Consider the following 13,290-nt stretch of genomic DNA (forward strand, 5'->3'; position numbering starts at 1 on the left):
GCAGCGAGCCAATCGATCGGTTGGCGAAAGGTCGTTCTACTTGACCGCCAACATCCGCTCGAGTGCTACCAAACTCCATTTTTTCGTATCCCCTTCGACTTTTATCGGGTTCACGACGACCCCATCACGAAGATTTTCGAGGGTCCAACAAAGGTGTGGTAAATCGATTCGGTACATCGTTGCGCACATGCAAACGACCGGGCTCAAAAAATGGATTTCTTGCTCGGGGAACTCGGCTTTCAATCGATGGACCAAATGCAACTCGGTGCCGATCGCCCACTTCGTACCTGCCGGACTGCTTCGCACCGTCTCGATGATCTTTCCTGTACTTCCCGATACGTCGGCGATGTCATTCACTTCGCGAGGACATTCCGGGTGCACTAGGATTTTGATCCCGGGATGCTGCTTGCGGAATTGATCGACATGTTCGGCGCGAAACATTTGATGCACACTGCAATGCCCTTTCCACAAAATCACACGACTATCGCGAATCGCTTGTTCGGTATTGCCGCCAAGATCCAATTGATACGGATCCCAAACAGGCATTTGTGATTCGTCGATCCCCATCGTGAGGGCTGTATTTCGGCCCAGATGTTGATCGGGAAAAAAGAAGACTCGGTCACCGCGTTCGAACGCCCACTCTAGAACCGCACGCGCGTTGCTGCTGGTACACACGATACCACCATGCTGACCGCAGAACGCCTTTAAACTAGCTGCACTATTGATATAGGTAACCGGGATCACTCGGTCTGTATCGATCACTTCGGCCATATCGTCCCAAGCGTCTTCGACCTGTTTGATCGCCGCCATATCGGCCATCGAGCAACCGGCTGACATATCGGGTAGCGTCACGTTGACATACCGTCCATCTCGTTCGGCCAGTTTCTCAGGCCGATTGGCTAAGATGTCTGCGGTTTCGGCCATGAAGTGAACACCACAAAAGACAATCGTTTCACAGGCACGGCTGTCTGCCGCCATCTCGCTCAATTGATAACTATCACCCCGCAAATCGGTATGCTCAATCACCTCGTCCTGCTGATAATGGTGGCCTAGGATCAACAAACGCTCACCAAAATGGGCTCGTACCGCCTCGATCCGCGTTTGCAATTCATCGGCTTCGAGAGTTTTGTAGGGGCGTAGCGGATGCACCGCTCCATCGTCGAGCTGGGGGATGATCGCGTTCAACAATTTTTTCCTTGAGGGGGGAGGGTGGGGATGGAAAGCCCATCAGGTCATTATGGATTATACCCATTAGGCCAGAAAAGGATCGATAGGGGGGGCGGAGGAAGTTTGACGGTCGCTAGCAACTCGCTCGCGAGACTTCCGTCTCCTGCAACGGTGATCGAGAGGCGGAATTCACCCATCATCACTTTCCCAGGCGGGAGCCTGGGAAAACGCTTTTGGTGCATCATTTGCGCTCAGGGTGCGAATTATGGTGAATTGGCGGCCCAGTGCGTCCTGGCACGCCATGATCGGTACGTTTCGCTTGGTCGGTTCGCTATGCTAGAGGGCACAGACTACTCAGTCCGAACTGATTTCCCAAACCGAAAGAGAGGTTTCTCTGATACCGAATCGCTAGACGTTGCGTCGTACACGAGTTGCTGAAGAAATCATGCAGCACCCTTGGCTTTCTACAGCAGCACCCTAGACAAGTGGTAGGTTTCTGTTGTCGGAAGTGATAAAGAGCACCGCAATTTAACCATTGCAGCCCTTTCACCGGCGACATTTTACACATCATAAAACGATCTAACCTGGAACGATTGCGTTAGCCGATACTTGTTTTCGAAGAAGCGACGCCGAACCTTGGCTTGCTTTTGTGGACAAGTGATGCTTAACGGCTGACGCGGTCACTTGCCATCAAGACGTCTGGCACTCACGAAGAGGAACCTTGCGACATGCTCATGAAACAGCCGTGCCCTGAAATGCACTTTACCTACCAGATGCCCTACGGAGCTGCTCTCCAGGACACAGGTACTCAGTTTTCGGTTTTCAGCCGTTCTGCCACCAGTATGCGTCTGCTGCTCTACAATAAGATCAATGACCTTGAGCCCGCAGAGATCATCGAATTCGATGCCGAAAGAGATCGCCGCGGTGACGTCTGGAGCATGTATGTCCCTGGGCTCGAGCATGGACAACTCTATCACTATCAAGCGAGTGGCCCCTGGGACCCCGAGCATGGCCATCGCTTTGACGCCGCGGCCCGTTTGATCGACCCTTATGCTCAAGCACTCGCAGGCACGTACCAAAAGTGCGATGACGGCGTCGTTCGTCCGCCCAAGTGCGTGGTGATCGACGATACGTTTGACTGGGAAGGTGACACCCATCTACGGCATGACATCAGCGAAACGATTATCTATGAAATGCACGTTCGCGGCTTGACGAAAAGTCGGACGGCAAAGGTCAAAACATCGGGCAGCTATTTGGGAGTAATCGAGAAGATCCCATATCTTCAATCGCTCGGCATCACCGCGGTTGAGTTGATGCCCGTCAACGAGTTTCCCATTCGCAATCCGCTCGGTGAGAAACTCGATAAGCCTAACTATTGGGGCTACGACCCGATGGCGTTTTTCTCGCCGCACCGAGGTTATGCCCACGGCAAAAAGCCGGGATCGCAAGTCACTGAATTCAAACAGATGGTCAAGGCTCTTCACAAAGCCGGAATCGAAGTGATCTTGGATGTCGTCTTCAACCATACCTGCGAAGGTAACGAACTTGGCCCAACGATCTCGTTCAAGGGCTTGGAAAATCAAATCTATTACATCCTCAGCGAAGGTCAACATTACTGCAACTACTCTGGCTGCGGCAATACACTCAACGGCAATCACCCGGTCGTCCGTGAAATGATTTTTCATTGTCTCCGCCATTGGGTTTACAACTACCATGTCGACGGGTTCCGATTCGATCTGGCTAGTATCCTTAGCCGCGATCGGCACGGCAACTTGATCCCCAACCCGCCGATGGTCGAATTGATCGCGGAAGATCCGTTGCTTGCCAATACAAAGATCATTGCGGAAGCATGGGACGCCGCCGGTGCCTATCAAGTAGGCTCGTTTGGAAACCATCGCTGGGCCGAATGGAACGGTCGTTATCGTGATGACGTGCGAGGTTTTTGGCGAGGCGATGGAGGAACGCTGGGGGCGTTGGCAACCCGACTCGCCGGCAGCAGCGACTTGTACGAACACGCTGGACGACCGCCGCACTGTAGTATCAACTTCATCACAAGCCATGACGGCTTTACGATGAACGATTTGGTCACTTACAAGGACAAGCACAACCTGGCCAACGGCGAGGACAATCGTGACGGGGACAATCACAACATTAGCGATAACTATGGCGTCGAAGGCCCAACTCGAAAGAAGGGAGTTCGCACGATTCGAAGTCGCCAAATTCGCAACATGATGGCAACCTTGCTGCTAAGCCAGGGCGTTCCGATGGTTGTCTCAGGCGACGAGATTCGCAAGACACAGCGTGGCAACAACAATGCCTACTGCCAAGATAGCGACATCAGCTGGTTCGATTGGCGATTGGTGGAAAAAAATGCCGACATGCTGCGGTTCTTCCAAGGACTGACCAAGTTCCGCCGTGAGCAACCGTCGGTACGTCGCCAACATTTTTTGACCGGCAAACCGGTCGATGGTCGAAAGATCCCCGACGTATCCTGGTACTCGCCCGATGGCCATCCACTCGATTGGGGGCAACATGACCTGGCCATGCTCGCCTATATCGCTGCCCCGAGCCGAGTGGACGACCCAGAAGGTCTCGGACGCGACCTGGTGATGATGTTCAACAGCACCGGTCAAGATCGTAGCTTCAAGTTGCCTGCAATGGGACGAGGCATCAAGTGGAACCTGTTTGTCAATACCGCTGGCGTATCGCCGAAAGACATCTACCCCGATCTCGACGGCCCGATGCCCCCAAGTAGCCGAGTCGTCGACGTGGCGTGTCACGCGTTGAAGATTTACGTCAGCCAACCGGAACCGTTTTAGTTCGCAAACGGCTCGTCGATTTAGCAAGCGTCGCCTTTCGCGGTTAGGAAGTGAATACGTCAGCAAATCGCCAAGAATCCGTTACCTCCGCTAGGGAAAAGGCCCGTTAGCCAGGACCATCCTTGTCCCCTGCGGATTCTTGTCCCCTGCGGTTTCTTTTGTAGCGAAACTCACGCAGAGTTTCGGCAACGGTCAAAAGATGTCCAAAAGCCGAAAATCTTGGCGACTTTGGCGACGGTTGAGGCCGCAATTCAGCCCGATTTCTAACAGGTCACTACGATTCCAGCTGATTCGGGAGTCTGGGGCTCGGAGTCTGGGGCTCGGAGTGGGAACCCGGAGAGGTGCAACAAACGCAAAGGCTTGCGAAAAAAGAGCACCTAAATGCCGAACAACCTGCTCGAATTGGGGGGAGAAAAACAGAGGAGGCGTGTCGTTCTCGGCATCGCTGGGGATGGGTTGTCGTCAGGCCCTCCGAATCGTTAAAAACAGACAAACTTTGCATTTTTTGCTAAAAACAGGTATTCTTTTTTGGACAACGAGTATTTCTCTAAGCTACACTGGGACTTTGTGAAGCGTTCATTTGATGAAATGAAGAGTTTTTTCGCCCTTTCCCCTGATCCAAAAGGATCGGGGTTTTGCGGTATGACAATCACATTGCCCCCCACCTAGCGTGATACCCCTCGGAGACTACGAAAATGAGATTTCGTTTACTAGCGATTCCTTTCCTGGCATTGGCATTGGCGCAGGCCCCCGCCTCGGCTGATGTGACTTTTCTGTTTGATATGGATACCGGCTTGGCGGAAATACAGGAAACGAGAACCACTGAGTGGAAAGATACTTTCGATATCGACATCTGGCTCGAAGCTGACGCTGCTATTACCGAATTTTCAACGATCTTCATCTTTGATCCGCAATATGTGACCGTCGTAGAAAATAGCGTTCTAACCCCCGACTATGGCGACGCCGGCTTTGAAATGACTGGCCGCCCAGGTGGGTTTGAGCAGACGTCTTCGCTTACACTGAACAACGAAGGGGGTACATTAGGCTTGTTTGGTGGAGGAGACGGTGCAACCGCAAGATCAGGAAGTTTTATCGTGGGGCGTCTGACACTGAGCGTGCTCAATCCAACGATGGAGGACACGACGGAATCGTTACTGGGCTTTGATGCCTCCGCTGCGGATTTCTTTGGTGCTCCTACTACGGTAACCCCCGTTTTCGGTGCATCGACCTTGACGATCTCTGCGGTCCCGGAGCCTTCGGCATTTGCGTTCTGCTTTGCTGGAACTGCCCTGCTCACGTATCGTCGCCGTCGATCACGATAGAAGTAAACCGATTAACTAGCGATTTTACGCTAACAGCTATCCAAAATAATTTTCCACGATCCTATTTGTGTCGTAGAATAGCGTCGTGCGGAAGCGCTTCGCGTTTTGTTTCAGCTTTCCGTTGCTCCGTTAACGGATTTTTTTCACTATCAGAACTGGTATCATCGAATGCATCGTACAAAAAAATCGGGTTTTACCCTAGTCGAATTACTGGTGGTGATCGCCATCATCGGTGTTTTGGTTGGCCTGCTTTTGCCTGCCGTCCAAGCCGCGCGGGAAGCTGCCCGGCGAATGAGCTGCAGCAACAACTTCAAACAGATTGGCTTGGCCCTACACAATTATCACTCCGCCTACAACATGCTGCCGATGCATGCAGGTGGTACGGACTGGGATCCGGCAACGTCGAACATTTTAGAGCCATCTTTGAATACCAATCAACTTCACCTCAGCTACATGGTGGGATTGCTGCCGTTCATCGAGCAGCAACCGCTCTGGGAGCAAATCAGTAATCCGATGGTCAACACGTCTGGAACCGGTCCGAATCCATGGGCGGCGATGGGACCAAGACCCTACGCGGGATCGTTCGGATACGCTCCTTGGACCGTCGATGTTCCTGGTTTCCGTTGCCCTAGCGATCCAGGCGAGGGACTTCCAGCTTTGGGACGGACCAACTATGCCGCTTGTCTCGGCGATGATACCTTTCGCTCGTTTCTAGGAGCGACTTCAATGACCGGCAGCTCCGGAACGATTACAGCTTCTAACAGTGCTTTAGTGACTCAGCACGGGCGTGGAATTTTTGTCCCACGTCGAAAAGCAGGGTTTAGAGACATCATTGACGGCTTGTCGAACACGATCATTTGCGGTGAGATTGCGACGGATCTTGGCGATAACGATGTGCGAACCAAGGGATCGTTTGAAAACGGAAATACAGTGTACACCAACGACCCTGGCCTTCGGTTCTGTCGCGATTCGGGCCAGATGGATCCACAGCGTCCCGCCTTTTGGGCCGCGACCGTTTTTCCGGCACACGATCCCGGCGACATCTCGGGAACCGCGTTCACTGGCTCTGTCTTGTCTGGAACCGCTCGTGGTTGCAGCTGGGCGTCCAGCGAGAACATTTTCACGGGGTTCAGCACCTCGCTCGGGCCAAACTCGGAACTTTGCTTGGGAACACGCACACCTTCGGCAGAAGGAAATTGGTCCGCGAGTAGCCGACACCAAGGTGGTGCTCATGTGTTGATGGGTGACGGCGGGGTCAAGTTTGTGACCGATTCGATTGATGCTGGAAACGGCAATTATCCACTCCTTGATATCGAGCCGGGAATGGCGAGTCCGTTCGGCGTTTGGGGAGCCCTCGGAACGCGTGCATCCCGCGAAGTCGTCGAAAATCCATTCTAAATCGCAAGTGGTTTAAATTCCACGCTCACGAAATGGCGTGAGCGTTTGGCCAGCGTCTTGTCACCACGAAGAATGAGCGTAAGAATCTTTCGTGGCTGTGGCTTCCAGCCGCAGCTTATTGGACAAGATGCCTCAACCACTATCCTGCCAAGCCTAAGAAGCTGCCAAGCCTAAGAAGCAGTGATGCTTCGCCCGCCAAACGAGTCGCTCCGTTTCGGTCTTGGAAGATCCGGCTCCATTCCTTCTCCTCGCGATTTGCCTTCCATTGGCTCGCATCGGACTTGCACCGTTATTTGCTACTTTGATCGGTGCTACCTCGATCAGTCCATTCCGCCATGCTTTCGACTGCCCGATCCTTTAGCTCCGTGAACTTTGTGCTGGCGGCGGTAAGTCGTTCGTCCCACACCGGGTCCGGTGTCATATCCTTCGTCTCTTCGTGGTAGGTCGCGATCATTGCGGCCAGTCCCAGGGGTTCATAGAGGGCCAGATTGATCACATAGGCCGAAACAACCACAAATATTGCAGCCGGAAGCTTTAGCGATTCAAAAAAGTAGCCAACTGCCAAACCGGGAACGAGAAATAGGACCAACAGAACAAAGAAACTCAGCACTCCAATTAGCCAGATGCCAACGGCTACCTTGAGGAGTTCTTTCCAGCTTTGAGCGTATAGAATCACGCCGTCTTTTGCTGATGCCCAAAGCGTTTGCTGATCGCGCCGAGTCAACCAATAACTGAAGATTGCCTCGTCCACATACGTCAAGCTACGATCAACAATCGCCATTGCAGCCTTGGCCAATTTCTCAATACCTGGAAGAGGCAGGAAGTCGACGATGTTGGCCACCTTTCGGGTGAAGGCCTTCAACGTGCCATCCACGAGGGCATCGACAGCGAAGAGGATGGAGATGTCTTTAACATTATTGGTGATGATCTCCTTTCCATACTGATACTGATTGACCCCTTTTGGCAGTTCCTTATGGACAATCAGCTCGGTCATCACGGCCACATGCGCGGCTTGGACCATATAGAGAAGGTATCGGCGAACCCATACCCAGATTCCCCCTAGGCCGATAATGGCGAACAACATTACAACCCATCCGAATCGACCAAACAACCATGCGAGCCCCGAGAAGATCAGCAGGTAGATAGCGATTCCTATAGCGAACGCAGCATAGATGCCAAGACGCACCATCAAAATCGGCAAGGTCTGCATCAGCAGGCCCCATCCCGTACTCAAGCGACCTAGTACAGCACCCATCGTTTCGTTCCCCTTGGTAGTTTTAGATTATTGGTCGCGGTAGAAAGCGGAGTGCTCCCAAGATACAGTCCGTTGCGTGAGCGAGCAACTGAGTGAATGAATACCCTGCTCATACGGGCAAAGTAAAAGTAACCGCAGACCCGACAAAACTTGCCAAGGTCGGTCGCGAATGTCACCATAAGAGTTCTCGCTGAAACTGTCTCGAACACAAACTCGTTGGAATTCTATCGATGATGACAAAACTGTTTCTTGTATTGATTTCGTTTTTGTCGTTCGGTGTCGATGCCTATGCGGAAAGCGAGGTAGAGGAAGGCTCATCGCAAAAACCTAGTGCCGATGTTATCACATGTTCAGTGCGGGGAACGGTTCACATGCCTGACGAGTTGTCCGAGGAGATCAATACCGAAGGACTCTCACTCCGCAGCGCGATTGTCACACTCGAAGGCAAATACAGCCACCCGCGCATGCCTTACCCTCCGGAGTGGAGCACAATGACGCCCGAGGAACGTTCAGATTGGCACAACGCCTTCATGAACAGTGACGGTTATGACGCCTATCTCCGCGAAGTCGAAGTGGCCCGTGCGAAACGGAAAGTTTACAAGACGGAGCTTGCGGAGGACGGCACCTTCGTTTTCGAAGACGTCATACCAGCTTGGTACCAGCTGACTACGGTAATCATGCATCCTGATGCTGGAAAGGAGCGTTCGCTGGAACTTGCGCGTGCTTATGCCATGCGGCAGTTTTTCGTCAAAGAGGCCGAGGCGTCTTCGCCTATGAATCTGACTTTGAAAGTCAAGAATGTGCTAACCCCAGGAGATCTTGCTCCGGATTGGACGGCGACCGCTTATGACGGCAGCGAATTCAAATTAGCGGACTTCCGTGGCAAATTCGTACTGTTCGATTTTTGGGCGACATGGTGCGGGCCATGCCGCGCCGAATTCCCGAATCTGGAAGCGGTTTACGAAGACTTTGGAGGCGAGCGTCTTGAGATGATTGGCCTAAGCGTTGATAAAGCCATCAGCGAACCCCAGTCGTTGTTCGATGAAAGTCCCTCGGCTTATCGCCAGGGCTGGGTAGGCGACACGGAACGGCATGAAAGAATCTTCGAAGCCTATGGAATCCAAGAAATCCCTTCGATCTGGCTCATCGGACCTGATGGGAAGATCGTCGCCCGCGATCTCCGGGGAAAGTCTTTGCACGAAAGCGTGAAAGCCGCTCTTGCAGCGGAGTCCGTAAAAGATTGATGCAACGGTCGCCCTGTTCCCCGAGCGGAAAGCGTCGAAGGCTCCAGGGACCGACTGGTGGCCCCGAGCCAACCGTTAGACGCAGTCCGCTCGGGAACCGGAGAGCTGAGTGACATCATGGCGAAGCCGCCTTAAGGGGCAACGGGTAAGGATTTGTCGATCGTGGCGATTGCTTCGTTGACTGTCATGATCTTTGCATAGCGATCTCGCAACGTCGCCAAGGACGCCTCGTGCAATTCAGGCGTCACCGTTGCGCAGCAATCTTCGACCATCGTTACCAAGTAGCCTAAGTCACAGGCGTCACGGATTGTCGTTTCGACGCATTCATTGGTATAGACGCCAACGATGAACAACGACTCAATTCCAAGGTTCTTTAGCACAAAATGCAAATTCGTTGACGAAAACACGCCACTAGCGGTTTTATTGATAACGATCTCATCTCGTTCCTCCAAGGGTGCGACCTGTTCTACAAAATCGGCTTCACGCGACCCTGGCGGAGCGAGTAGATTCAAACGCTTGTGACCCTTGCTGCGGTCGCGACCGTCGCGAGTCAGCGATTGAATCCGGGTGTGAATCACTTCCAATTCGTGTTGCCGAAAGGTGTCTTGTAGGCGTCTCGTGTTCGGCAAAGCCGTTTTCCGAAGCCGATCGAAATAATATTCTTGAGCTTCGGGCGATATCCCACTTTGATTCTGCTCAGCAAAAACTCCGTGACCGGGCGCAGCATCGAGGTATTGCATGTCAATGCACAACAGCGCCGTCGCTTGACGGATGAGGAAATCTTGATGAGCAGGATTGTCGATAAAGGACTCGACATAGACTTCTTTGAGCGGATCGATGTGCTCGAGCGAATCGTCGTATTGCATAAAAAGACCGTTTGCTTGAGAAAGAAAAAAGCGATTGGAGAGAGAACTACAAATCGTTTGCGAGTCGGACAAGCGTATGGAGCATGACGTTTGCACCGGCTTCAATATCGGTCCAAGCGGTCCATTCCGACGGCGAGTGACTCATCCCGTTCTTACTCGGTACGAACAGCATACCGACTGGAACGATACTGCCCATGATTTGAGCGTCGTGCGCCGCACCACTTGGCATCGAATGATACTCGAATCCAAGCTTGGTTGCTTGCTCGGACAATTCGCGGACGACCACTTCGCTGCACTTCACCGGTTCGATATAACTCGATTGCTCGAACTCGAACATCAAATTCCTGCGTCGCGCGATGGCCGATAGCGCTTTGCGAAACGCTGTCTGCAACTCTTCCAAAACGATCTCGGACGTATCGCGAACATCGAGCGAAAACTCGACGAGACCAGGAACCGTATTGGCGGCTCCTGGCAAAATCTGAGCTTTCCCGACCGTTGCACGCGTTCTTTCACTACCATTTTCCTCGAGGATTCGGGGGATCTCATGAGCGAAATCGGCAAGTCCCATAAAGGCGTCATTCCGCATGTCCATCGGCGTCGTCCCGGCATGGTTCGCCTCGCCACGCAGCCAAACCGACCATCGAAACAGACCGGTGATTTCATCAACGACGCCAATCGGTTTGTGCAGACGATCAAGTACGGGCCCCTGCTCAATATGCAGCTCCAAATAACTGGCGATTGAGTCGGGGTCACGAGCTGCATCAAGCGCCCCAAGCGGATCGTATCCATGCCGCCGCAGTTCATCTTGAAGAAGGACGCCATCAAGGTCTTTCATCGTCGCTAAGCGTTCGGGGTTGAGGTGACCACAAAGTGATTGAGACCCAAGCATGCCGCCGAAGCGTCCCTCCTCATCGCTAAAAGCGACCAGTTCGAGGGTCCTCCGCATCGCTTGCCCTGATTCACGAATGATTCGCAAACACTCCAATCCAACGACGACGCCGAGAGTTCCATCGAGTGCTCCGGCACAGGGCACCGTGTCAATGTGCGATCCGACCAAGACACGAGGCTCATCCGATTTACCTTCAAGAACTCCTGACAGGTTGACGGCCCCATCCACGCGGCAATCCAAGTCGGCTGCATGGATGCGGTCGGTTAACCAGCGTTTGCCTTCGATATCCGCGTCGGTGAAGGCCATGCGATAAATCCCTCGATCGTCCGCATTGCGTCCGATCTCGGCCAACGTCAAAATGTCGGATTTGATCCGGTCTAGGTTAACCTTTAACATCATTTTGACCTAGTCTACGGCGGGTAGTGGCAAGTCTTCCACATATTGGCCATGCAGCATATGTAGTTGAAGCGTATGGTTGATCACGATGTCGTTTCGACGCGCAACCGTACCGTCGGTTTCCTCCCAGGCGTCATCAATAAACTTGGTCAACACCTCACGGTCGAAGAAACCAACCTCTTGCACTCGAGTCTCTGTCAGCCAATGATCAACCATCTCCTGCACGGCATTTCGCTTGACCGGATCCGTGTGAGCCGGCGGCGCCATGAAGGCGAATTTTTCTCGTTCGTACAACTCGCGAGGCAACACATTCACCATCGCTTCGCGCAGTACCCATTTCTCGACACCGTCGCGGATCCGAACCTCGGGAGGGATCGTTACGGCATACTCGGCGAGGTGATGGTCGAGGAACGCCGGGCGTGCCTCCATGCTGTTCGCCATATCCATGCGGTCTCCTCCCCACGTCAAAATCTGGCCCTCCAACATCGTCTTGCTCCAAGTGTACTGAGAGATATCCAAGCGATGACGACCGCGGACTTGATCGGGATCGATCGCAGCGGCGACTTCGGCTACCGGATCGTAATCGCGAAGGAGATCTTGCATTTCGGCACTTAGCAGCGGTCGCACCCGCTCAAGGGTCATCATCCATGGCTGAATCCAAGAAGGAGTGAATCCACACAGATCTTGCCAAGCGGGATGCTGCAAGTCCTCTTCGGACAATATCGCTCCAGCAAACAAGCCGCCTTCGCCTTCGCGTCCGAGCCAATCTCGTTTGAAGAACGGGTACCCTCCGAACAACTCATCCGAACCTTCGCCAGTGATCACCGCTTTATAATTGCACGCCCGAACACGGCGACTCATGTGCCATTTCGCAACCGCAAGTGTGTTGTAAAACGTCCGCTCAGCGTGCCAAGTCGCCCGTTCGAAGGCAGGACCGTAGAGTTCTTTTTCGGTTAACAGCAACAACTCCTGTTCCGCACCGGTTCGCTCGGCCATCAGTTTCGCGATATGCGATTCATCGTACTCGGCATTGTCAAACGCGATCGTAAACGCCTTAACGGGCGATTGCTGCAACGTCGTGGCGAGTCCCAAAATCGAACAGCTATCGATTCCGCCTGACAGGTAGCACCCGACGGGGACATCGGCTTCTAAACGGGTTGCAACGGCATCGATCAATCGATCTTGGACGCCTTGCACGTATTCGGCTGGATCAGGATTCGGATCATGCGAGGTCGGGAAAGTAAAGTCCCACCAACGCTGGGTTTCCGTTTCAATCCGCCCATTGCGAAGCGAGGCGATCAGCATGTGACCGGGTTTGAGCGCGTACACACCTTCGAATGCGGTTGAGCCAGGCACCATGACTTGCATCATTTGATGCAGCGCTGCTTTCGGACAAAGTTTCGGTTCGATATCGGGATGCTGCAGGATTGACTTGACCTCTGACCCGTACACGATCCCATTGTCGTTTGCGCTGTAATAAAGGGGTTTGATACCAAATCGATCGCGGATCAGTATCAGTTGTTTTTTGCGATCATCATAAAGCACGATCGCAAATTCACCGCGCAATCGATGCACGAACGACAATCCATCACGGAGGTACAACGGCAGCGCAATCGCACTATCACTTTTCCCACTCGTATCAAGTTGCTGGCAAGCCAATTGTGTCCGGATACGTTTGTATCCGTAGAGTTCGCCGTTCACCGTGACCGCGTAATCACCCTCTTTGGATTCGATCGGTTGGTGGCCGTGATCGAGGCCGACAATGGATAGTCGAGTGTGACCGAGAGCAACGCCGGTGTCGACATAAAAGCGACTGCCCCGATCATCCGGACCGCGATGGTCCAATACGTCGAGCATCGAATCGAGTGTAAAACGAAGTTCCCGTTCGTTTGTTCGCGACGGATTCCAAAATCCAGTAATGCCGCACATAGTGA

Annotated in this window: 9 protein-coding genes; 4 read left to right on the plus strand and 5 right to left on the minus strand. The window is 53.1% G+C overall.

Features of this window, described 5'->3' with window-relative positions:
* Nucleotides 1-36: 36 nt before the first annotated feature.
* On the minus strand, nt 37-1,185 hold the full coding sequence (gene nadA / locus Q31b_RS00670; protein ID WP_315860370.1) for a quinolinate synthase NadA: 1,149 nt from the start codon (nt 1,183-1,185) through the stop codon (nt 37-39).
* 710 nt (nt 1,186-1,895) lie between these two features.
* Here nadA and glgX point away from each other — a divergent pair.
* The 3 genes from glgX (at nt 1,896) to Q31b_RS00685 (ending at nt 6,706) form a co-directional block, all read left to right on the plus strand.
* Nucleotides 1,896-3,986, plus strand: coding sequence for a glycogen debranching protein GlgX (gene glgX / locus Q31b_RS00675; protein WP_146597778.1), 2,091 nt, complete (start codon nt 1,896-1,898; stop codon nt 3,984-3,986).
* A gap of 695 nt (nt 3,987-4,681) precedes the next feature.
* Complete coding sequence (locus Q31b_RS00680) at nt 4,682-5,308, plus strand: hypothetical protein (RefSeq protein ID WP_146597779.1); 627 nt, start codon at nt 4,682-4,684, stop codon at nt 5,306-5,308.
* A gap of 168 nt (nt 5,309-5,476) precedes the next feature.
* Nucleotides 5,477-6,706 carry a DUF1559 domain-containing protein gene (locus tag Q31b_RS00685; RefSeq protein ID WP_146597780.1) on the plus strand — a complete coding sequence of 410 codons (1,230 nt, stop codon included), beginning with the start codon at nt 5,477-5,479 and terminating at the stop codon, nt 6,704-6,706.
* 289 nt (nt 6,707-6,995) lie between these two features.
* On the opposite strand, the gene Q31b_RS00690 is transcribed toward Q31b_RS00685, so the two are convergent.
* Nucleotides 6,996-7,961 (minus strand): hypothetical protein, encoded by a 966-nt coding sequence (locus Q31b_RS00690; protein WP_146597781.1) that lies wholly within the window; start codon nt 7,959-7,961, stop codon nt 6,996-6,998.
* 230 nt (nt 7,962-8,191) lie between these two features.
* Between Q31b_RS00690 and Q31b_RS00695 the strand changes: the two genes are divergently transcribed.
* Entirely contained in the window at nt 8,192-9,205 is a 1,014-nt protein-coding gene (locus tag Q31b_RS00695) for a TlpA family protein disulfide reductase (RefSeq protein WP_146597782.1), read from the plus strand.
* A 131-nt stretch (nt 9,206-9,336) separates the two neighbouring features.
* Here Q31b_RS00695 and Q31b_RS00700 read toward each other — a convergent pair whose 3' ends face one another.
* The 3 genes from Q31b_RS00700 to asnB are packed head-to-tail and all read right to left on the minus strand — an operon-like array spanning nt 9,337 to nt 13,285.
* A complete protein-coding gene (locus Q31b_RS00700; protein ID WP_146597783.1) occupies nt 9,337-10,071 on the minus strand; it encodes a cysteine hydrolase family protein in 735 nt (244 codons plus the stop codon).
* Nucleotides 10,072-10,117: 46 nt separating this feature from the next.
* The gene (locus Q31b_RS00705) at nt 10,118-11,359 is read right to left on the minus strand and encodes a Zn-dependent hydrolase (RefSeq protein ID WP_231617198.1); all 1,242 of its coding nucleotides are present in this window, start codon (nt 11,357-11,359) and stop codon (nt 10,118-10,120) included.
* Between the two features lie 6 nt (nt 11,360-11,365).
* Complete coding sequence (gene asnB, locus Q31b_RS00710) at nt 11,366-13,285, minus strand: asparagine synthase (glutamine-hydrolyzing) (RefSeq protein ID WP_146597784.1); 1,920 nt, start codon at nt 13,283-13,285, stop codon at nt 11,366-11,368.
* Nucleotides 13,286-13,290: the final 5 nt, after the last annotated feature.

The sequence above is a fragment of the Novipirellula aureliae genome, assembly GCF_007860185.1.
GTDB classification, from domain to species: Bacteria; Planctomycetota; Planctomycetia; order Pirellulales; family Pirellulaceae; genus Novipirellula_A; species Novipirellula_A aureliae.